Here is a 20550-nt window from a genome sequence, read left to right as displayed (position 1 = left end):
CTGGTCCGATGACCCTAACCACCAGTGTCAACCGTCGGCGCACGACGCGCGCGAGCCCGTTCAGATGGTGGGAGGCGCCTGGCCGACGTCGCGGCGCGCGCGGCGCAGCTTCTTGTCGGACACCAGCCGCTCCCCCATCGCCTCCGGCGACCACAGCTCGGAGTCGTCCACGGCGGGCGCGCCGTCGGGGGCCACCGGGTACGCGCCCTTGGCGGGCCGGCGACGCCGCTGCGGCGCCTCGACGCCGTCCGCGAGCCGTCGCGTGGTGATCAGGAAGCCGGTGTGCCCGATCATCCGGTGCTGCGGACGCACGGCCAGCCCCTCGAGGTGCCAGCCGCGCACCATCGACTCCCACGCCTCCGGCTCGGTGTACCGGCCGTCGCTGCGGATGTCCTCCGCCAGCCGCGAGAGCTGCGTCGTCGTGGCGACGTAGGAGATGAACACGCCACCGGGTGCGAGCGCCTCGGCGACCGCGTCGAGGTTCTCCCAGGGCGCGAGCATGTCGAGCACCACGCGGTCGATGGTGCCGGGCTCGGCCACGGTCGGCAGGACGTCCGACAGGTCGCCGACCGACAGCTGCCACGCCGGGTGGGGTCCGCCGAAGAACCCCTCGACGTTGCCGCGGGCGATCGCCGCGAAGTCCTCGCGACGCTCGATGGAGTGCAGCGAGCCGCCGTCGCCCACCGCGCGCAGCAGCGACATGGTCAGCGCGCCGGAGCCGACGCCCGCCTCGATCACACGGGCGCCCGGGTAGATGTCCGCCATGGCGACGATCTGGCCGGAGTCCTTGGGGTACACGACGGCGGCGCCGCGCGGCATGGACAGCACGTAGTCGGCCAGCAGCGGGCGCACCGCGAGGTACTCGATGCCGGCGGTGTTGCGGACCACCGAGCCCTCGGGCGCTCCGAGCAGCAGGTCGTGGCTCAGGTAGCCGCGGTGCGTGTGGAACGAGGCGCCCTCGGCGAGCGTGATCGTGTGCAGCCGCCCGCGCGGGTCGGTGAGCTGCACGCGGTCGCCCGCACGGAGGAGGCCGCGGCGTTGCGCGGCCCCGGTGGACGTCTGGTCGGGGTTCACGGTGCCCGAGTCTAGGAGCGGATGGCGGCGACGACGTCCATCGCGCGGATCAGCCCGACCACCCGACCGTCCACCATGGCGACGACCACGGGTGAGTGCTCGGTGGCGCGACCGACGGCGGACACGAGCTCCTGACCCGTGAGGAGCCCGTCGACGACGGCTCCGCCGGGCAGCGGGACGGCGACCGCGGTCACCGGGGTGGTGCCGGCCACGTCCGGCGGCACCGACGCGGCCGCGGCACGGTCGACGTAGGCCGCGGGTCGTCCGTCGGGCGACAGGATGACGACCTCCTCGGCGCCGGCCGACGCGGCGAGCGCCCCGGCGTGCGCGATCGACTCGGTGTGCCCGACGCCGATCGCCCGGCGGCCCACCGAGCTGACGGTGATCAGACCGACCGCCCGCTGCGTCCGGCCACCGCGCACGGCCGCGGAGGCACCCGACCACAGGAACGCGCCGATGAGCGCGCCCCAGACCACGTCGTAGAGATCCGGCTGCTGGTTCAGCGCCAGGGGCAGCAGGAGCGCCCAGGCGAACACGAGGATCGCGACGCCCCGGCCGACCCACCCGGCGGCGACAGTCCCGGTGTGCCGGTTCTTGGTCGCCCCCCACACGGCCGCCTCGAGCAGGTAGCCGCCGTCGAGCGGCAGCCCGGGGACGAGGTTGAACAGCCCGACGAACGCGTTGGTCAGGCACCCGGACCAGATGAGCAGCCCCACGAGGCTCCGCTCGTCCACGCCCTGCGCGACCGCGAGGAACCCTCCGGCCAGCACGAGGTTCGCGATCGGTCCGACGACCGCGATCAGCGCGCTGCTGCCCGGCGTCGGGGTGGCGCCGCCGAACGCGGTGTGCCCTCCCCAGAGCGTGAGCACGAACTCGCGCGGCTGCTGTCCGCGGGCGCGCGCCATGAGCCCGTGCGCCAGCTCGTGCACGAGGACCGAGGCGAACAGCAGGACGACGAAACCGAGCGCGACGACGTACACGAGCCCGCCGAGGTTCTCGGAACGGGCACGGACGGTCGGGGCGAAGATGAGGGTCAGGACCACCGCGGCGATGAGCCAGCTCGGGGCCAGGATGATCGGGGCGCCGACGGCGCGACCGATCACCCAGCCTGAGGATCGTCGTGCGGGGGGTCGGGAGGCGCTCACCGCTCAAGAGTAGGTGGGTCGCTGGCCGGTCGTGTCGGCGGTCGCGCCTACGCTCGAGGGGTGACGGTGCAGCATCTCGACCAGGACTCCCCCGACGTCTCGCCCGACCTCGGCGTGACGGTCGACGACGCGGTGGAGACGGCGATCGAGGTCGCCGTCGAGGAAGCCGTCACGGAGCGTCCCCCGTCGCGTCCGGGGCTGTCCCCCTCGCGCGCCAACGACTTCCTGCAATGCCCGCAGCTGTTCCGGTTCCGGGTGATCGACCGGCTCCCCGAGCCGCCTAGCTCGGCCGCGGCCCGCGGGACGCTCGTGCACGCGGTCCTCGAGCACCTCTTCGACCTGCCCGCCACCGAGCGCACCCTCGCGGCCGCGCACGGGCTGCTCCCCGACCAGTGGGCGACCCTCCTGGAGCGCTCCCCGCAGATCGGCGAGCTGTTCGCGGAGCCGGCCGACCTGGCCGAGTGGCTGACCAGCGCCGAGGTGCTGCTGGCGACGTACTTCACGCTGGAGGACCCCACGCGGATCGAGCCGCGCGAGCGCGAGCTGCTGGTGTCCACCGAGCTCGACGAGGGCGGCCCGCTGCTGCGCGGCATCGTCGACCGGGTCGACGTCGCGCCCAACGGGTGGGTCCGGGTGGTCGACTACAAGACCGGCCGGTCGCCGCGCGCGGGGTTCGAGAGCTCGGCGCTGTTCCAGATGCGCTTCTACGCCTACGTCATCTGGCGCACCCGCGGGGTGCTGCCCAAGCGCCTGCAGCTCGAGTACCTGGGTGACGGCGTCATCCTCACGCACGAGCCCACCGAGCCGGAGATGGCCACCATCGAGGCGCGGGTCCGCTCCATCTGGGCGGGCATCGAGGACGCGGCCCGGTCCGGGGACTGGCGTCCGCGGACGTCGAAGCTGTGCGACTGGTGCTCGTTCAAGGCGCTCTGCCCGGCGTTCGGCGGCACGCCGCCCGAGATCCCCGCCGGCGCGGTGGAGCGGTCGATCGGCGTCGTCCCCGCGGCCTGAGCGCGCTCGTCAGCCCGCGCGGCGCAGGTCGAGCACGTCGCCGCGCACCATGCGCGCCACGGCGGGGAGCGTGAGGTCCGTCAGCGACGCGATCCGGCTCAGCCCGGGCTGCGGGGCGACCGCCTGCAGCACCTCGATCGCCACCGTGCGAGCGCCCGACGCGAGCGCGCTGGCGATGCCGGCGTGCGAGTCCTCGACGGCGACGCAGTCCGCGATGTCCACACCGAGCAGCCGCGCCGCGGTCAGGTACGGCTCGGGGTCCGGCTTCGGCTGCGAGACCTCGTCGCCGCTCACCACGACGTCGAACATCCCCGCGGCCGCCGCGAACGGTTCGGCGAGCATCCGGAAGGACGAGGTGACCAGCGCCATGGGCACCCCGGCATCGCGCAGGTCGGCGAGCACCTGCTGAGCCCCCGGCTGCCACGGGATCCCCGCGGCAACGGCGGCGGCCACGCGGTCGTTGAGGAAGTCGACGATCGCGTCGGCGGACAGGTCGACGCCCCGCTCCTGCAGCCGCGCGGCGGACGCGAGCATCGGGTTACCGACCAGCGACAGGCCGTCCTGGTGCGTCCAGACACCGCCGTGGGCCTCGACGAGCTCGGTCTCGGCGCCGATCCAGTGGGGCTCGGTGTCGATGAGCGTCCCGTCCATGTCCCACAGGACGGCGGCGGGCAGCGTGAGGTCGGCGAAGGCGCGGGGCATCGCTCCATCGTACGAGCCCGCTCTCCCGTCGCCGACGCGCGAGCGGGCACGCCCGTCCGGGGTCGTCGCTCCGAGTCGCTCTAGGCTGGACGGATGAGCGAGACCCCACCGGCGGACCTCCCCGCCCGCGAGACCGTCCTCCTCGCCGCGTTCGAGGGCTGGAACGACGCAGGATCCGCGGCGACGCAGGCTCTGGAGCACCTGCACGAGGTGTGGGACGCCGAGCAGGTCGACGAGCTCGATCCCGAGGAGTACCACGACTTCCAGGTCAACCGGCCGGTGGTGGGGCCCGGCCTGGACGGCCGCCGCGAGATCACCTGGCCGACCACCGCGGTGGCCGTCGCGACCACCCCCGTCAGCGGGCGGCGGGTGGTCCTGGTGCACGGCATCGAGCCCTCCATGCGCTGGCGCCGGTACTGCACCGAGCTGCTCGACATCGCCGCCGGGCTCGGCGTCGACACCGTGGTCACGGTCGGCGCCCTCCTGGCCGACGTCCCGCACACGCGCCCGATCCCCGTCAACGCCACCAGCGAGGACGCCGACGTCCGCGACGTCTTCGGGCTCGAGCCCAACACGTACGAGGGGCCGACGGGCATCGTCGGGGTCCTCCAGCACGAGGCCGCGGCGCGCGGCCTGCGGTCCATGTCCCTGTGGGCGGCCGTCCCCCACTACGTCGCGCACCCGCCGTCGCCGAAGGCCACGCTCGCGATCCTGCACCGCCTCGAGCAGCTGCTCGGCGAGCCGGTGCCCCTGGGCGAGCTGCCCGACGACTCCGCCGCCTGGCAGCACGGTGTCGACGAGCTGGCCGCGGAGGACTCGGAGATCGGCGAGTACGTGCACCAGCTCGAGGAGGCCAAGGACACGGCCGACCTGCCGGAGGCGAGCGGCGAGGCGATCGCGCAGGAGTTCGAGCGCTACCTGCGCCGCCGCGACAAGGGCACCGGCGGCTAGAGGCGGATGCCCAGCAGGGCGTCGAGGGTGCGGCTGATCACGCCGGGAGCACCCTCGACCGGGTCGGCCGTGCCTGCCAGCGACAGGTGCGACCAGTCGTCGATCAGGGCCAGCGCGGTCGGGGTGTCGAGGTCGTCGGCGAGTGCCGCACGGACGCCCGCGAGCGTGCTGTCCGCGTCCGGTCCCCCGTTGCCCGACACCGCGCGGCGCCAGAGCTCGATCCGCTCCTGCGCCGAGCGCAGGGACTCGTCCGTCCAGTCCCAGTCGTCGCGGTAGCGGTGCGCCAGGATGGCCGCGCGTACGGCCATGGGGTCCACGCCCTCCTCGCGCAGGCGGGAGACCAGCACGAGGTTCCCCCGCGACTTGCTCATCTTGTGCCCGTCGAGCCCGACCATCCCGGTGTGCAGGTGGACGCGGGCGCCCTGGCCCTGGTCGAGCAGCCGGGCGTGCGAGGTGCTCATCTCGTGGTGCGGGAACTGCAGGTCGGAGCCGCCGCCCTCGACGTCGAAAGGCAGCCCGAGGGCGTCCCGCGCGATGACCGCGCACTCGATGTGCCAGCCCGGCCGACCGCGACCGAGCGAGCCGCCGTCCCAGGCGGGCTCGCCGGCACGCTCACGCCGCCAGAGCAGCGGGTCGAGCGGTGCGCGCTTGCCGGGCCGGTCCGGGTCGCCGCCCCGCTCGTGCGCGAGGGTGCGCATGGTGTCGTCGTCGAGCCCGGCGACCGCACCGAAGTCGATGTCGGCCGTGAGGTCCGCGTACACGTCCCCGAAGCCGTCGTCGACGAGCGCGTCGGGGGTGGGGACCCGGTAGGCCGCCCCTGCGGCGAGCAGCACCTCGACGGCCTCGACGACCGCGGGGATGACCTCGACCACGCCGGAGTACACGTCGGGCGGGATCACGGCCAGCGCGGTCATGTCCTCGGCGTACAGGGCGGTCTGCTCGGCAGCCAGGTCCCGCCAGTCGACGCCCGTGGCCGCCGCGCGCTCCAGCAGCGGGTCGTCGACGTCGGTGACGTTGGACGCGTAGCGCACGCGGTGGCCGGCGTCCCGCCATGCGCGGCCCAGCACGTCGAACGCGACGTAGGTCGCGGCGTGGCCGAGGTGCGTCGCGTCGTACGGGGTGATGCCGCACACGTAGAGCGTCGCGTCCTGACCGGCCGCCGCGACCACCAGCCGGTCGGTCGAGGAGTCGCGCACCTGCACGGGGAGACCTCGTCCGGGGAGCTGCGGGATGTACGGGGTGGGCCAGGTGAGCACGGCGGAAGCCTAACCGCGTCCCAAGGTCCACAATGCCCAGGTGACGCACGAGACCTCGATCGACGACCCCCGTGAGCGCGTCTGCGTGAAGACGTCGGACGGCTGGACCCTGCGCGCGCCGGGCGAGTCGTCGAGGGGTCCCCGGTGGGTGATCGTCGGGTCGATGGCCGACCTGCCCGACGCGGCCCGCCGGCACGGCATCGGTGAGCACGCGATCGCCCTTCTGCTGCACAAAGGGCCCGGCGCGCACCCGGCGTCGGCGGACCACCCGTTGCGTGCCCGGCTCGACCGGTCCCCGGACGGCGAGTTCGTGCTGACCGCGCCGACGCTCTCCTTCGTCGAGGCCACGAACGACGTGAACACGGGGGCGCTGACCTGCGTCGTCGGCAAGGACGTCGTCCTCATGTGCGAGCTGGGCGACGCCGACGTGATCGGGCACGCGGTGGAGAAGCTCACCGGCGGCTACCCGGTGCCGGACGAGGGCGTCCACCAGGTGCTCGCCGCGGTCGTGCTCTCGCTGGTCGCGGAGGCGTCCGACGTGGAGATCGCGCTCGGCGACGCGGTGGCGGACGTCGAGCGGCTGGTGTTCTCCTCGACCCGGCACCACAACCCGCTCGAGAAGATCTACGACCTCAAGCGCGAGATCGCCGAGGCCCGCCGCGCGCTCGGCCCGGTGACGTCCGTGCTGCCGGAGCTCATCGCCGAGGCCGAGGAGTCCCGCGAGCGCCGGCACTCCCAGCCGTGGCTGGGCCGCGCGGTCGCGTGGGTCGACCGCCTCGACAAGCATCTCGACGGCTACGACGACCTGCTGGGCGACATGCTCTCGGTGCACCTGTCGCAGGTGTCGGTCCGGCAGAACGAGGACGTCCGCAAGATCTCGTCCTGGGCGGCCATCGCGGCGGCGCCGACCCTCGTCGCCAGCATCTACGGGATGAACTTCCACCACATGCCGGAGCTGTCCTGGACGTTCGGGTACCCGCTGGCGATCGCCGTGATGGGCGGCGTCTGCTTCACGCTCTACCGGCTGTTCCGCCGGTCCGGCTGGCTCTGAGCCCCTACGTCGTGACGGGCGCGCTGTTGGCGTCGAGCGCGCCGGTGAGCAGCAGGATCACGACCAGCGCGGCGAGGCCGAGCCGGTAGTACACGAACGGCTTGTAGCTGAAGGTCGAGACGATCTTCAGGAACACGATGATGACGAGGTACCCGACGACGAAGGCGACGAGCGTCGCGACGAGGGTCGCCCCGAAGCCGGGCGTGCCGCCCTTGCCGAAGTCGTCCACGCTCTTGGCGAGCTGGAACAGCCCGGAACCGAACACGGCGGGGATGGCCAGCAGGAACGAGTACCGCGCGGCCGCCGACCGGGTGTAGCCCATGAGCAGCCCGCCGGTGATCGTGCCGCCGGAGCGGGACACCCCGGGGATGAGCGCGAGCGCCTGCCAGAAGCCGAACTGGACCGCGTGCCGGCCGGTGAGCTGGCTGAGCTCGCGCTGCTTGGCGCCCCGTCCGTCGGCCCAGCCGAGCACGAGCGCGAAGCCGGCGAGGGTCAGCGCGATGAGCCACAGGTTGCGGAACGTCTGCTCGATCGCGTCCTGGAACAGCAGACCCAGGATGACGATCGGCAGAGACCCGAGGGCGATGAACCAGGCCATCAGGGCGTCGTGGTCGGCCGTCTGCCCCGCCGGCATCCCCGCCCGCGACCGCCAGTCGGTGCCGTAACCACCCCGCAGCGCCCGCCACCATGCCGTCGCGATGCGCACGATGTCGTGCCGGAAGTACAGGAGCACCGCCGTCTCGGTGCCGAGCTGGGTGATCGCCGTGAACGCCGCCCCGGGATCGGACCCCATGAGGTCACCGACGATGCGCAGGTGCGCGCTCGACGAGATCGGGAGGAACTCGGTCAACCCCTGCACGAGCCCCAGAAGGATCGCTTCACCCAGTCCCATGGCCTCAGTCACGACCGGAACGATAGCCGGGGTGCGTTGCCGCGGATGACACGCGCGCGCCGATTAGTGTTGCGCCTCATGGAACAGCGCCACCTGGGCCGCACCGGTCTGCGGGTCTCCCGGCTCGGGCTCGGCACGATGACCTGGAGCCGCGACACCGACGCGCACGACGCGACGGAGCAGCTGCGGGACTTCACCGACGCCGGCGGCACGCTGATCGACACGTCGGCCTCCTACGCCGACGGCGGCGCCGAGGAGCTGCTCGGTGAGCTGCTCGACGACGTCGTCCCGCGCGACGAGGTCGTGCTCTGCACCAAGGCGGGCATCCGGCGCACCAGCAACGGCGGGGTCGTGGACGCGTCGCGCGGAGGGCTGCTCGCGTCGCTCGACGGGTCCCTGCGGCGCCTGCGGACCGACCGCGTGGACCTGTGGCTGGTGCAGACGCCCGACCCGCGCACCCCGCTCGACGAGACGGTGTCGGCGCTGCGGCTGGCCGTCACCAGCGGGCGCGCACGCTACGTCGGGCTGTCCAACCACGCCGGCTGGCAGGTGGCCCGCGCGGCCAGCCTGCTGGAGGGCGAGGTCGGCCTCACCGCGGTCGAGGCCGAGTACTCGCTGCTGCAGCGCGGCATCGAGCGCGAGGTGGTCCCGGCCGCAGTCGCGCTCGGTGTGGGCGTGCTCGCCTGGTCCCCGCTCGGACGCGGGGTGCTGACGGGCAAGTACCGGCGCACCATCCCCGCGGACTCGCGCGCGGCGTCCCCCCACCTGGCCGGCTTCGTCGAGCCCTACCTCGCGCGGGCGTCGGCGACGATCGTCGAGGCCGTGGCCACCGCGGCCGAGGGGCTCGAGCGCACGCCGCTGGAGGTCGCGCTCGCCTGGGTGCAGGCGCGGGGTGTCGCCTCGGCGATCGTGGGCGCCCGGACGGCGACCCAGCTGCGAGGGTCGCTGGCGGCCCAGGACCTCGTGCTCCCGGACGAGCTCCGGCGGGCGCTCGACGAGATCAGCGCGCCGACGCTCGGGTACCCCGAGCGGTTCTAGCGGGTGGTGGTCTCGTCGGCCAGGTCGTCGACGTCCGCGTCGTCGTAGTCCTCGTCGTCCTCGTCCTCGTCCTCGTCGTCCTCGTCGTCGCCGTCGTCCTCCTCGGCGAGGTAGAACGGCGTGGCCTCGCCGTGCACGGTGCCGAGGGCGTCGTCGTACACCTCGAACGCGTCGGCCAGGATGTCGTAGGCGTCGTCGACCGCGGGGTCGTCCTCGCCGTGCGGCGCGGCGACGGCGGTGTAGTGGGCCTCGAGGGCTGCGATCAGGCGGTCCAGCGCGGCACGCGGGTCGACGGTCATGCGATGACCGTAGCCTTACGCGAGGCACAATGGCAGCGCGTAAGGTTCTTCGGCACCAGCAGTGAGACGTGGGCGCAGAGCGCGCGGGACGGGGTGGTCGATGGCTTCGAGTCAGACAGGGACGAAGCGGCCCGACTGGGTCGCGCAAGGCGGTCAGTACGAGTACCGCGTGCTCCGGATCCCGGCGACGACCTCCCGGAACGACGCGCGGCGGATGCTGACCGAGCACGCGGAGCTGGGTCGGTGGGAGCTGTCACGGACGCTGCTGTTCGCCGGGGGCGAGCGCAAGGTCTGGCTGCGTCGCAAGGTCATCCGCGTGCGCAGCACCCTGGCGGAGACCTCGGACTAGAGCTCGTCGAGCGGCACGTCCTGCCGGGTGAGCCGGTCGGGCGCGATCTCCCGGCCGACGAGGCCGCGCAGCTGTTCGTTGACGTCCCAGACGTTGACGTTCATCGCGGCACGGACGCGCCCGTCCCGCAGCCAGAACGCGATGAGCTCACGGGTGCCCCGGTCTCCACGGATGACGACGGTGTCGTCCGCGTCGGCATACCCGACGTACTCCATGCCGAGGTCGTACTGGTCGGTGTAGAAGTACGGCTGCCAGTCGTAGACGGCGTCCTGCCCCAGGATCGACCGGGCTGCGAGGACGCCCTGTCTGATCGCGTTGTCCCAGTGCTCGACGCGCAGGCTGCGCCCGAGGGCGGTGTTGTGGGCGTTCGCCACGTCGCCCGCCGCGAGCACCGCCGGGTCGGAGGTGCGCAGGTGCTCGTCGACCGTGATCCCGGCCGCGGCGTCCGCCGCGAGGCCCGCCCGCACTGCGAGCCCCACGTTCGGTCCCGCGCCGACACCGACCAGCACCGTGTCGGCGGGCACGAGGTCGCCGCCCACGCGGACGCCCGTGACCCGACCGCCGGAGCCCTCGAACCCCGCGACCCCGACGCCCGTGCGCACGTCCACCCCGTGGTCCCGGTGCAGGGTGGCGAAGAACGCACCGAGCTCCGGGCCGAGCACGCGCAGCAGCGGCTGGGCGGCGTACTCGAGAACCGTCACGTCGAGCCCGGCCAGCCGCGCGGCCGCCGCGACCTCCAGCCCGATCCACCCGCCGCCGACGACCACCAGGCGTGACCGCGCGGCCAGCTCGTGGCGCAGGGCGTCGCTGTCGGTCAGCCGGCGGAGCGTGTGGACGCCGTCGAGCCCCGCCCCCGGCACGTCGATGGTGCGCGGGCTCGATCCGGTGGCCAGCACCAGCTGGTCGTAGCCGAGTGCGGAACCGTCCGCGAGGGCGACGGTGCGCGCCGCCCGGTCGATCGCGGTCGCTTCAGTGCCGAACCGGGTGGTCACCTCGTTCTCGGCGTACCAGCCGGGCTCGTGGACGAAGACGTCCTCGCGCGGTGATGCCCCCTGCAGGTAGCTCTTGGACAGCGGCGGTCGTTCGTAGGGGCGGTCACCCTCGTCGCCGACGAGGGTGACCGGGGCGTCGTACCCCTGCTCGCGCAGCGTCGCGACGACGTGCGCCGCGGCGAGCCCCGCTCCGACGACGACGGTTCCTGCCATGTCGACCCCCTACGAACGCACCGCGGCGAGGAACTCGGCGCGGCTGGACGGCGAGTCGCGCAGGACGCCGGACAATGCCGACGTCGTCGTCACCGCCCCGCCCGCGCGCACTCCTCGCATGGTCATGCACAGGTGCTCGGCCTCGATGACGACGCCGACGCCCTGGGGTGCCAGCTGCGCGTCGATCCAGTCCGCCACCTGGCGGGTGAGGCGCTCCTGCACCTGGGGGCGACGCGCGAACATCTCGACCACCCGAGCGAACTTGGACAGGCCGAGGATCCGACCCGCCGGCAGGTAGCCCACGTGGGCGACACCGACGAAGGGCAGCAGGTGGTGCTCGCACAACGACTGGACCGGGATCGAGCGGACGACCACCAGCTCGTCGTACTGCTCGTCGTTGGGGAACGTCGTCATCTGGAACGGGCGGGGCGTGAGCATCGCCGCGTACGCCTCGGCCATGCGGCGGGGGCTCTGCTCGGTCCCGGGGCTGTCGCAGGGGACGCCGAGCGCCTCGAGGAACGCCCGCGCTGCTTCTGTCGCGACGTCGGTGCGGGTCGGGGCGAGGGTCACCGCGGGGCCTCATTTCTATCGGACGCTTTTCTGTACGTTAGAAACTTCCGCCGGTAGTGTCAAGGTCATGGGAGGCACGCACACCGGCACCTTCGCCGCCGACGCCGAGACCGTCGGAGCGCTCGCGGACCCCGTGCGGCTCGCCCTCTACCGGTTCGTCTGCGCCCAGCCCGAGCCCGTCAGCCGGGACCAGGCGTCCGAGGGCGTCGGCATCCCGCGGCACCAGGCCCGGTTCCACCTGGACAGGCTCGCCTCCGACGGTCTGCTGCAGACCAGCCACGCCCGGCTCACCGGTCGGTCAGGTCCCGGCGCAGGCCGGCCGGCCACGCTCTACCGGCGCGCCGCCCGCGAGATCGCGATCTCGCTCCCCGACCGCGAGTACGAGCTCGCGGCGCGGCTGCTGGGCGACGCCGTCGCGGAGTCGGCGCGATCGGGGACGCCGGTGATCGACGCGGTGAACGGGGCCTTCGCGGCGTACGGCGAGGCGGCCGGACGGGCGGCCGCGCCGACGGGATCGGACGGGGACGCGCTCGGCACGGCCGTCCGCGTGCTCGCCGAGCACGGCTACGAGCCGCGCCGGACCGAGGACCACGTCGACCTGCACAACTGCCCGTTCCACGCGCTCGCCCAGGTGCACACCGAGCTCCTCTGCGGGGCGAACCGCTGCCTCGTCGCGGCGCTCGCCGACGGGATCGCACCCGACCGGCTCGACGCCCGGCTCGAGCCGCGGCCCGACCGCTGCTGCGTCGTCCTCGACGCGCGCCCGTAGCCGCTCAGCAGGTCCGCAGGAGCCGGTCGAGCACGCGGGTGCCGAAGCGCAGCGCGTCGGTGGGCACGCGCTCGTCGACGCCGTGGAACATGCCGGCGAAGTCGAGGTCGGCCGGCAGGCGCAGCGGCGCGAAGCCGTAGCCCTTGATGCCCAGCCGAGACAGCGACTTGTTGTCCGTGCCGCCGGACAGCGTGTACGGGAGCACGGTGGCGTCCGGGTCCTCGGCCAGCAGCGACTCGACCATGCGGTCCACCAAGTCGCCGCTGAACGGCACCTCGAGGGCGGTGTCGTGGTGGATCCGCTCGATCCGCACGTGCTCGCCGGCCAGCTCCGTGACGGTCCGGACGAACTCGTCCTCGAGGCCCGGCAGGTAGCGGCCGTCGACGGTCGCCTCCGCGGAGCCCGGGATCACGTTGGCCTTGTAGCCGGCGGTCAGCTGGGTGGGGTTGGTGGTGTGGCGCAGCGTGGCGCCGACGAACTTCGACGCGGGGCCGAGCGCGGCGACGAGCCGGTCGACGGCCGCCGGGTCCTCCGGGTCGAACGGGAGCCCGGTGAGCCGGGCGACGCCGTCGAGGAGCGCACGCACCGTCGGGGTCAGCTGCAGCGGCCAGGGGTGGCGACCGAGCCGCGCGACCGCCTCCGCCAGGTGCGTGACCGCGTTGTCGGTGTTGACCTGGCTCCCGTGCCCGGCGCGGCCGTCGGCCACGAGCCGCAGCCACGACAGGCCCTTCTCCGCGGTCTGCAGCAGGTAGGCGCGGTGGCCGTCGACGTCGACCGAGAAGCCGCCGACCTCGCTGATCGCCTCCGTCGCGCCCTCGAACAGCTCCGGGCGGTGGTCGACCGCCCAGCGCGCACCCAGGCTGCCGCCGGCCTCCTCGTCCGCGAACATCGCGACGACGACGTCACGCGCAGGCCGGCGGCCCTCCCGGGCCATCTGCCGCACGACGGACAGGATCATCGCGTCCATGTCCTTCATGTCCACGGCGCCGCGACCCCAGACCAGGCCGTCGGACTCCTGCGCGCCGAAGGGGTCCACGGTCCAGTCCTCGGCCCGCGCCGGCACCACGTCGAGGTGCCCGTGCAGGACGAGCGCCGGCCGGGTCCGGTCTGCGCCCTCGAGGCGGACCACCACGTTGGCCCGACCCGGGGTGCTCTCGAACAGCTCGGGGTCGAGGCCCACCTCGGTGAGCAGGCCCATGACGTGCTCAGCGGCGGCGCGCTCCCCCGGTCCCGAGTCGTCGCCGTAGTTCGACGTGTCGATGCGGATCAGGTCGCGGCAGATCTGCACGACCTCGTCCTGCGCGGTCACGGTGACGGGCGTGCCGGAGGCCGGGTGGGTGACGGGCATGCCGTCCACCGTACCGGCCCCCGGGACAGGCTCCGCCGCTCAGTGCGCGGAGGCCCCGAGCAGGCCGCGGCGGGCCAGCAGCGGGTCGATGAGCGGGTCGCGACCGCGCAGGTCGCGGAACGCCTGCATGGGGTCGAGCGAGCCGCCGCGGGAGAGCAGCCGTGCCCGGAACGTGTCGCCGTTGGCCCGGTCGAGACCGCCGTTCTCGCGGAACCACTCGACCGTGTCCGCGTCCAGCACCTCGGACCAGATGTACGAGTAGTAGCCGGCCGAGTAGCCGCCACCGAACACGTGGTTGAAGTAGGTGCTGCGGTAGCGGGGCGGCACGGGGGCGTAGTCCACGCCGGCGCGCTGCAGGGCGGCCGCCTCGAACGCCTCGACCTCGTCGACGTCCGTCGGCACCTGGTCGGGCGTCAGCCGGTACCAGGCCTGGTCCAGGAGCGCGGCGGCGAGGTACTCCGTCGTCGCGAACCCCTCACCGTCCTGCCGGGCTGCCAGCAGGGTGTCGATCCACTCCGCCGGCATCGGCTCGCCGGTCTCGTGGTGCAGCGCGAACGACCGCACGATCGACGGCTCCCACGCCCACATCTCGTTGACCTGCGAGGGGTACTCGACGAAGTCCCGCGGCACCTCGGTGCCGGACTGCGACGGCCAGCGGACCGCGGAGAACAGACCGTGGAGGGCGTGGCCGAACTCATGAAACATCGTGATGAGCTCGTCCCACGTGAGCAGCGTGGGCTCGCCCGGTGGCGGCTTGGGGATGTTCAGGTTGTTCACCACCACGGGCCGCTCGTCCAGCAGCGTCGACTGGTCCACGAGGTTGTTCATCCAGGCGCCGCCGCGCTTCGACTCGCGCGTCCAGTAGTCGCCCAGGAACAGGCCGAGCCCGCTGCCGTCCGCGTCGAACACCTCGAAGACGCGGACGTCCGGGTGGTAGCCGACGAGGTCGTGGCGCTCCGCGAACGTGAGGCCGTACAGCTCGGTGGCGGCGCGGAACACCCCGTCCGCCAGCACGCGCTCGAGCTCCAGGTACGGGCGCAGGACCGAGTCGTCGAGCGAGCGCCGCTCCTTCTTGACCTGCTCGGCGTAGAACTGCCAGTCCCACGGCTGGAGCTCCGCGCCGGGGTGGTCGTGGTCGAGCGCCTCGGCGAGGTCCGCTCCCTCGGCGCGCGCGTTGGCGACCGCCACAGGCGCGAGCCGCTCGAGGATGTCGGCGACCGCCTCGGCGGTCTTCGCGGTCGCGTCCGCGGCGATGTACTCGGCGTGGTGCGCGTACCCGAGCACCTGTGCGCGCTCGGCCCGCTTGCGCGCCAGGCCCAGCAGAGACGCGCGCGTGTCGTGCGGACCGGAGGTACCCCGGCCGGCTGAAGCCCGGAACACCCGCTCGCGCAGGGCACGGTCGCGAAGCACCGCCAGGGGCGCCTGCTGCGTGGGCAGGGCCAGCTCGAGGAACCAGCCGTCGTCGTGGCCGCGGTCGCGCGCCGCCTTCGCAGCGGCGGCACGGGCGTCGTCCGCCATCCCGTCCAGCTCGTTCTCGTCCGTGACCAGCACCCCGGCCGCGTTCGTCGCCGCCAGCACGTCCCGTCCGAACGCGGTCTCCAGGCTCATGATCTCGGCGTTGAGGGTCCGCAGCCGGTCCTGGGACGCGTCGTCGAGACCCACCCCCGAGCGCACGAACTGCGTGTGCGTGCGGTGCAGGAGCCAGGCGGTGTCGGGCTCGAGCTCGAGGGCGCCGGAGTCGACGTCGGCCTGGAGCGCCGAGATCCTCGCGAACAGCCTGGGGTCCAGGTAGATCGCGTCGTGGTGGGCCGCGAACAGCGGCGCGATCTCCTCCTCGATCGCCTCGATCCCGGGCGTGGAGTCCGCGCTCGACTGGTTGTAGAAGCTCACGGCCGCGCGGTGCAGCAGGCGTCCGGACCGCTCGAGCGCCTCGAGGGTGTTCTCGACGGTCGGCGGGGCCGGATCGGCCGCGATCGCGTCGATCTGTGCGCGCTGCTCCGCCATGCCGGCGAGCAGGGCCGGGCGGTAGTGCTCCTCGCGGATCTGCGCGTGGTCGGGAAGGCCGTACGGAAGGGTGGACGGTGCGCCGAAGGGGTTGTCGGCGGCGAGGTCGGTCTGCTGCATGGCGGCAATCATCGCCGAGCTTCGCGGCCTCCGCTCGTCACGACGACCGCGCCAGGTAGGCGTCCTCGGCGGCGTACGCGAAGAAGTCGCCCATCGCCTCCATCCGCACGAATCCGGGGAACGCCTCCCGCCAGTCACGCGCCGACGCCGCCTCGACGAGCCACTCGACGCACGCACCGACGGTCTCCTCGTAGCCGCCGGGAGCCACGTACCCGAGCTCGTCGGCAGCGCGCTGCAGGTCGAGCACGACCGGTCGCGGGACCGCCCAGGGTGTGAGTCCCACTCCGTCCACGGGGTCGCCAGGCACGGTGACCAGCCGTGACGTGACGCCCATCGTCGCGTCGACGGCGGCGGCGATCTCGGCGACCGTGAGCGCGCGCGGGTCGGCGGCGTTGAGCACCCGGTGGCCCTTCCGCTGTGCCGCGAGCCGGACGAGCTCGCCCAGGACCACGGTCGCCGTCGTGTGGAACCGGCTCGCCCCGTCGTACGCGAGCACCCGCACGTCACGCCCGTCGAGCACCCGCTTCACGAACGTCCACTCGCGCGGCTGGATGCAGCCCGGGCCGTGGATGGCCCCCGGCCGCAGGATCGTCGTCGGGACGTCCGAGGACGCCCACGCCTGCTCGAGCGCGACCTTGCCCGTGGCGTAGGAGTCGCGTCCGGGCGGGACGGTCGGCTGGTCCTCGGTGAGCGGGACCGGGAACGCGGCGAACTCGTCGGTCTCGAACCCGCTCCCCGCGGCGTCGACGTACACCGCGGCGCTGGAGATCACGACGGCGGACCCGATGCGGTCCGCCCTCGCGAGCAGCGGCGCCGCCTGCCGGTCGTCGTACGCCACGACGTCCACGAGCACGTCCACGCCGTCGGCCAGGGCGTCGTCGAGCGCGTCCGGATCCTGGCGATCACCGAGGACGAGCTCCGCCCCGCCGACGTCCACGGGGTGGCGGGCGAGCACCCGCACGTCCCACCCGTCCGAGAGCAGCGCGGGCACCACGGCCCGGCCGATCTGTCCGCTGCCACCGATCACCAGGGCCGTCGCCATGGAGCGAGGCTAGGCGAGGGCGCTGGTCCGGGTCGCGTGCGTCGGGTAGCCGTGCGCCTGACCGACCGCCGCGTTGTAGAGCTCCCCGGCGTGCGTCGTGAGTCCCGCACCGAGCGCGGGGTCCGCCGCGACGGCGGCCGTCCAGCCGAGGTCCGCGAGCGCGCTCAGGTACGGCAGGGTCACGTTGGTGAGCGCGCGGGTCGAGGTGACGGGGACGGCGCCCGGCATGTTCGCCACGCAGTAGAAGACCGAGCCGTGCACGCGGTAGGTGGGCTCGTCGTGCGTGGTGGGGCGGGTGTCCTCGAAGCAGCCGCCCTGGTCGACCGCGACGTCGACCAGCACGGAGCCGGGGCGCATGCGGGACACCAGCTCGTTGCTGACCAGGTGCGGTGCGCGCGCGCCGGGGACCAGCACGGCGCCGATCACCAGGTCGGCGTCGAGCAGCTCGCGCTCGACGGCGTAGGCGCTGGAGGCCACGGTGCGCACGCGCCCGCCGAACGCGGAGTCCGTGTCCCGCAGGCGCGGCATGGACACGTCGAGCACCGCGACGTCGGCGCGCATGCCCACGGCGATCTCGGCGGCGTGCCGGCCGACGACCCCGCCGCCGAGCACCACCACCTTCGCGGCGTCGACGCCGGGCACCCCGCCGAGGAGCACTCCCGAGCCGCCCTCGTTCTTCATCAGGTGGTACGCCCCGACCTGCGTGGACAGCCGGCCGGCCACCTCGCTCATCGGCGCCAGGAGCGGGAGCGTGCCGTCGGGCAGCTGCACGGTCTCGTAGGCGATCGATGTCGTGCCCGCGGCGAGCAGCGCGTCGGTGGCCGGACGGTCCGCGGCGAGGTGCAGGTAGGTGAACAGGAGCAGGTCGTCGCGCAGGTACCCGTACTCGGACGCCACCGGCTCCTTGACCTTGCAGACGAGGTCGGCGCTCCCCCACACCTCGGCGGCCTCGGCGACCACCTGGGCCCCGGCGGCGGCGAACTGCTCGTCCGTGATCGCCGAGCCGGTACCGGCACCGGCCTGGACCAGCACCTGGTGACCCGAGCCGACCAGCTGGTGCACGCCTGCTGGCGTCACCGCCACGCGGTACTCGTGGTTCTTGACCTCGCTGGGGATGCCGACCTTCATGGTGGTCTCCGTCCGGGGTGGTGTTCTGCAGATGCCTCGATTCTGAACTTCCTGTGTTGCGAACGCGTGACGACGATCCAAGATTCGCTATGTTCACCCCATGTCGATCATGGATTCGCCACAGCGGCCGTCGACCGGTCCGCACCGAACCGCGTTCGGCACCGTCGTGCTCGACGACGTGGACCGCCGGCTCCTGAGCGAGCTCGAGCGCGACGGACGGATCTCCAACAAGGAGCTCGCCGCCCTGGCCGGCATCGCCCCGTCCACCTGCCACGCACGGGTCCGGGCGCTGCGCGAGTCCGGCGTGCTCCGCGGGTTCCACGCCCAGGTGGACCCCGAGGCGGTCGGCCGAGGCCTGCAGGCGATGATCGCCGTCCGCCTGCAGCCGTCGGCACGCGCACGGCTCACCGAGGTGGCGCACCGGTTGGCGCAGCGGCCCGAGGTGCGGGACGTGTACCTGCTGGCGGGTGTCGACGACGCGCTCGTGCACGTGGCGGTGCGGGACTCCCCCGAGCTGCGGGCCTTCGTCCTCGAGCACCTGAGCACCCGGCCCGAGGTGGCCCACACGCAGACGAGCCTGGTGTTCGAGCACGTGCACGCGCCCGGCACCGCCTCGCTCTGATCAGGCGAGCAGCCCGCCCCAGACGGCCGCCTGGTCGAGGCTGCGTCGGGCGCCGGGCTCGTCGCGCAGCTCGTCCCACACCCACAGCGCCGACTCGGTGCACCGCGCGAGCCCCCACGCGCCGACACGGTCGGGGTCGAGGTCGAGCATCTCGGCCATCAGCTCGATCCGCGCGCGCAGGACGGTGGCGGGGTCGGGGTGAGCGAACGGGTCGTCCACCTGCTCGAGCAGCGGCCACAGGTCGTACGCCGGGTCCCCGCGCAGGGGCTTCGGGTCGATGGCGAGCCAGCGGCCGTCACCGCCGGCCAGGATGTTGCCGGGGTTGAGGTCGCCGTGCACGAGCACGTCCGACGCACCGGGGAGGCTGCGCAGCAGGTCCGCCGCGACCCGGACGTCGACCCCGTGCCGGGAGCCGCGCTCCTCGAGCAGGTCCGCCCACCCGGAGCAGACCTCCCGCATGTCCGGCACCTCGATGTCGGTCCGCGCGGACCACAGTGCCCGCGCCACCGAGGCTGCGGTCGCCAGGCGCTCCTCGGCCGATCCGGGTGCCACGCTCAGAGCCGTGCCGGGACGGACCCGGTCCACCAGCAGGGCCCAGTCGTCCCGCTCGAACCCGAGCAGCCCGGGGACGCCGTGCCCGTGCCAGGCGCGCAGGGCCGCCGCCTCGTGCCGCGCCTCGTCGTGCGGGAACGAGATCTTCAGGACGACGGGCCGCCCGTCCCGGAGGGTTCCCGGCGCGCACCACGACGCGGCGCCGCTCGTGAACGGGTCGTCGAGCGTGAGCTCCCACCGCCCGGTGGCGCGCTCGACGAGGTCCGGCAGCCGGTCGATCCAGGCGCGGCCGGCGGCGGTGCGACCCAGCCCGTCCCACAGGATCACGGGGACGACGAGACCGGTCACGCCCTGCTCCTCCCCCGGTCCCGCTCCTGGCACCGACGCGACGCCAGTATCGCCGCCGTGGACACGTTGCTCCTGCCGGGTGAACGCCGGGCCCCGGGCGGCACCGTGTGCGATCCTGCGCGCACCGACGGGCACAGCGACAGAGAGGGCACGGCGTGAGCGCTGGCGAGCCGCAGGGGCTCAATCCCTGGGTCGGCGCGCGCGGCGAGGACCCGTTCCCGGTCCTGCTGCCCCATCCCCGCGGCCCGGCCGAGGAGCGTGTCGTGCGCTTCCTCGGTCCGGCGGTGCGCGTCCGGCGCGGGCCGAGGCTCGGCTTCCTGCTGGTCATGGCCCTGATGGTCGGCGGGCTGTTCCTGGGGGGTCAGTGGTGGATGTCGACGTCGTCCGCGTTCGGGCCTCCGTCCGGATGGGAGGAGGAGGCCCAACCACTGGGCACCCCGCCGCCGGTGCCCGCCACGCCGGGAGTCTTCGCCTTCACCGGGCTGCAGCCCGAGGGCGGCGGACCGATCACGTACAGCCCGTGCCGACCCATCCACTACGTGGTCCGGCCGGACGGCGCTCCCCCTGGCGGCGAGGAGCTGGTCCGAGGAGCGATCGCGAGCGTGTCGGCCGCGACCGGCCTCCAGTTCGTCGACGACGGCGCGACGCAGGAGGCCCCGAGCGCCGACCGCAAGGCCTACCAGCCCGACGCGTACGGTCGCCGGTGGGCACCGGTCCTCATCGCCTGGTCCACCGCCACCGAGTCCCCCGACCTGGCCGGTGACGTCGCGGGGGTCGCCGGCTCGGCCTCGGTGACCCGCGCGGGGCGCTCGGTCTACGTCACCGGGTCCGTCACGCTCGACGGCGACGACATCGGGGCGCTCGCCGCGGTGCCGGCCACCCAGGCCACCGCCCGCGGGATCGTGACCCACGAGCTGGCGCACCTCGTCGGGCTCGACCACGTCGACGACCCCACGCAGCTGATGTACCCGAGCACCCAGCTCCACGTCACCGAGCTCGCCGCGGGTGACCTGACGGGCCTCGCCGCCCTCGGCGCCGGCGAGTGCGCGCCGCACCTCTGACCGAACTCTTCAC

Annotated in this window: 21 protein-coding genes; 8 read left to right on the top strand and 13 right to left on the bottom strand. The window is 73.6% G+C overall.

The features are described from left to right. Nucleotides 1-60: 60 nt before the first annotated feature. On the bottom strand, nucleotides 61-1074 hold the full coding sequence (locus AC1DXT_RS19050; protein WP_477062863.1) for a tRNA (adenine-N1)-methyltransferase: 1014 nt from the start codon (nucleotides 1072-1074) through the stop codon (nucleotides 61-63). Between the two features lie 11 nt (nucleotides 1075-1085). Next, nucleotides 1086-2177, bottom strand: a complete 1092-nt coding sequence (locus AC1DXT_RS19045; RefSeq protein WP_477062862.1) for a site-2 protease family protein — start codon at nucleotides 2175-2177, stop codon at nucleotides 1086-1088. A 186-nt stretch (nucleotides 2178-2363) separates the two neighbouring features. On the opposite strand from AC1DXT_RS19045, the gene AC1DXT_RS19040 reads away from it, so the two are divergent. Next, a complete protein-coding gene (locus tag AC1DXT_RS19040) occupies nucleotides 2364-3230 on the top strand; it encodes a RecB family exonuclease (protein WP_477062899.1) in 867 nt (288 codons plus the stop codon). Between the two features lie 9 nt (nucleotides 3231-3239). On the opposite strand, the gene AC1DXT_RS19035 is transcribed toward AC1DXT_RS19040, so the two are convergent. Beyond that, nucleotides 3240-3932, bottom strand: coding sequence for an HAD family hydrolase (locus tag AC1DXT_RS19035; RefSeq protein WP_477062861.1), 693 nt, complete (start codon nucleotides 3930-3932; stop codon nucleotides 3240-3242). Nucleotides 3933-4025: 93 nt separating this feature from the next. On the opposite strand from AC1DXT_RS19035, the gene AC1DXT_RS19030 reads away from it, so the two are divergent. Next, the gene (locus tag AC1DXT_RS19030; RefSeq protein WP_477062860.1) at nucleotides 4026-4883 is read left to right on the top strand and encodes a PAC2 family protein; all 858 of its coding nucleotides are present in this window, start codon (nucleotides 4026-4028) and stop codon (nucleotides 4881-4883) included. Here the strand turns inward: AC1DXT_RS19030 and mshC are convergent. Then, nucleotides 4880-6139 carry a cysteine--1-D-myo-inosityl 2-amino-2-deoxy-alpha-D-glucopyranoside ligase gene (gene mshC, locus AC1DXT_RS19025; RefSeq protein WP_477062859.1) on the bottom strand — a complete coding sequence of 420 codons (1260 nt, stop codon included), beginning with the start codon at nucleotides 6137-6139 and terminating at the stop codon, nucleotides 4880-4882. The genes AC1DXT_RS19030 and mshC overlap by 4 nt on opposite strands. Nucleotides 6140-6179: 40 nt before the next feature. On the opposite strand from mshC, the gene AC1DXT_RS19020 reads away from it, so the two are divergent. After that, nucleotides 6180-7190, top strand: coding sequence for a CorA family divalent cation transporter (locus tag AC1DXT_RS19020; RefSeq protein ID WP_477062858.1), 1011 nt, complete (start codon nucleotides 6180-6182; stop codon nucleotides 7188-7190). Nucleotides 7191-7194: 4 nt separating this feature from the next. On the opposite strand, the gene AC1DXT_RS19015 is transcribed toward AC1DXT_RS19020, so the two are convergent. Beyond that, on the bottom strand, nucleotides 7195-8082 hold the full coding sequence (locus tag AC1DXT_RS19015) for an undecaprenyl-diphosphate phosphatase (protein WP_477062898.1): 888 nt from the start codon (nucleotides 8080-8082) through the stop codon (nucleotides 7195-7197). A 78-nt stretch (nucleotides 8083-8160) separates the two neighbouring features. Between AC1DXT_RS19015 and AC1DXT_RS19010 the strand changes: the two genes are divergently transcribed. After that, nucleotides 8161-9120 carry an aldo/keto reductase gene (locus AC1DXT_RS19010; protein WP_477062857.1) on the top strand — a complete coding sequence of 320 codons (960 nt, stop codon included), beginning with the start codon at nucleotides 8161-8163 and terminating at the stop codon, nucleotides 9118-9120. Here AC1DXT_RS19010 and AC1DXT_RS19005 read toward each other — a convergent pair. After that, the gene (locus tag AC1DXT_RS19005; RefSeq protein WP_477062856.1) at nucleotides 9117-9419 is read right to left on the bottom strand and encodes a primosomal protein; all 303 of its coding nucleotides are present in this window, start codon (nucleotides 9417-9419) and stop codon (nucleotides 9117-9119) included. The two genes, AC1DXT_RS19010 and AC1DXT_RS19005, sit on opposite strands and share 4 nt — an antisense overlap. 100 nt (nucleotides 9420-9519) lie before the next feature. Between AC1DXT_RS19005 and AC1DXT_RS19000 the strand changes: the two genes are divergently transcribed. Then, nucleotides 9520-9768, top strand: coding sequence for a DUF5703 family protein (locus tag AC1DXT_RS19000; RefSeq protein ID WP_056094012.1), 249 nt, complete (start codon nucleotides 9520-9522; stop codon nucleotides 9766-9768). Here the strand turns inward: AC1DXT_RS19000 and AC1DXT_RS18995 are convergent. Both AC1DXT_RS18995 and folE read right to left on the bottom strand, forming a co-directional pair. Then, nucleotides 9765-10973 carry an NAD(P)/FAD-dependent oxidoreductase gene (locus AC1DXT_RS18995; RefSeq protein ID WP_477062855.1) on the bottom strand — a complete coding sequence of 403 codons (1209 nt, stop codon included), beginning with the start codon at nucleotides 10971-10973 and terminating at the stop codon, nucleotides 9765-9767. The genes AC1DXT_RS19000 and AC1DXT_RS18995 overlap by 4 nt on opposite strands. A 9-nt stretch (nucleotides 10974-10982) precedes the next feature. Continuing rightward, entirely contained in the window at nucleotides 10983-11543 is a 561-nt protein-coding gene (gene folE / locus AC1DXT_RS18990; protein WP_477062854.1) for a GTP cyclohydrolase I FolE, read from the bottom strand. Between the two features lie 67 nt (nucleotides 11544-11610). Here folE and AC1DXT_RS18985 point away from each other — a divergent pair, with 67 nt between their 5' ends. Next, nucleotides 11611-12312, top strand: coding sequence for a helix-turn-helix transcriptional regulator (locus AC1DXT_RS18985; protein WP_477062853.1), 702 nt, complete (start codon nucleotides 11611-11613; stop codon nucleotides 12310-12312). Nucleotides 12313-12316: 4 nt separating this feature from the next. Here the strand turns inward: AC1DXT_RS18985 and AC1DXT_RS18980 are convergent, their stop codons facing one another. From AC1DXT_RS18980 to ald, 4 genes are read right to left on the bottom strand one after another with little or no spacing between them, the layout of a single operon-like run. Beyond that, nucleotides 12317-13660: a M20/M25/M40 family metallo-hydrolase gene (locus AC1DXT_RS18980; protein WP_477062852.1), complete on the bottom strand. Its 1344-nt coding sequence runs from the start codon at nucleotides 13658-13660 to the stop codon at nucleotides 12317-12319. Nucleotides 13661-13699: 39 nt separating this feature from the next. Then, nucleotides 13700-15784, bottom strand: coding sequence for a M3 family metallopeptidase (locus AC1DXT_RS18975; RefSeq protein WP_477062851.1), 2085 nt, complete (start codon nucleotides 15782-15784; stop codon nucleotides 13700-13702). 37 nt (nucleotides 15785-15821) lie between these two features. Further along, the gene (locus AC1DXT_RS18970; protein WP_477062850.1) at nucleotides 15822-16826 is read right to left on the bottom strand and encodes an NAD-dependent epimerase/dehydratase family protein; all 1005 of its coding nucleotides are present in this window, start codon (nucleotides 16824-16826) and stop codon (nucleotides 15822-15824) included. Nucleotides 16827-16835: 9 nt separating this feature from the next. After that, nucleotides 16836-17954 carry an alanine dehydrogenase gene (ald, locus tag AC1DXT_RS18965; protein WP_477062849.1) on the bottom strand — a complete coding sequence of 373 codons (1119 nt, stop codon included), beginning with the start codon at nucleotides 17952-17954 and terminating at the stop codon, nucleotides 16836-16838. Between the two features lie 109 nt (nucleotides 17955-18063). On the opposite strand from ald, the gene AC1DXT_RS18960 reads away from it, so the two are divergent. Next, complete coding sequence (locus tag AC1DXT_RS18960; protein ID WP_477062848.1) at nucleotides 18064-18576, top strand: Lrp/AsnC family transcriptional regulator; 513 nt, start codon at nucleotides 18064-18066, stop codon at nucleotides 18574-18576. Here the strand turns inward: AC1DXT_RS18960 and AC1DXT_RS18955 are convergent, their stop codons facing one another. Then, nucleotides 18577-19476 carry an aminoglycoside phosphotransferase family protein gene (locus tag AC1DXT_RS18955; protein ID WP_477062847.1) on the bottom strand — a complete coding sequence of 300 codons (900 nt, stop codon included), beginning with the start codon at nucleotides 19474-19476 and terminating at the stop codon, nucleotides 18577-18579. It lies immediately after the preceding gene. 155 nt (nucleotides 19477-19631) lie between these two features. Here AC1DXT_RS18955 and AC1DXT_RS18950 point away from each other — a divergent pair, with 155 nt between their 5' ends. Beyond that, nucleotides 19632-20537, top strand: coding sequence for a matrixin family metalloprotease (locus AC1DXT_RS18950; RefSeq protein ID WP_477062846.1), 906 nt, complete (start codon nucleotides 19632-19634; stop codon nucleotides 20535-20537). Nucleotides 20538-20550 lie beyond the last annotated feature (13 nt).

The sequence above is a fragment of the Cellulomonas sp. P1_G12_2 genome (assembly GCF_056405535.1).
This window is presented reverse-complemented; position numbering and strand designations above follow the sequence as displayed.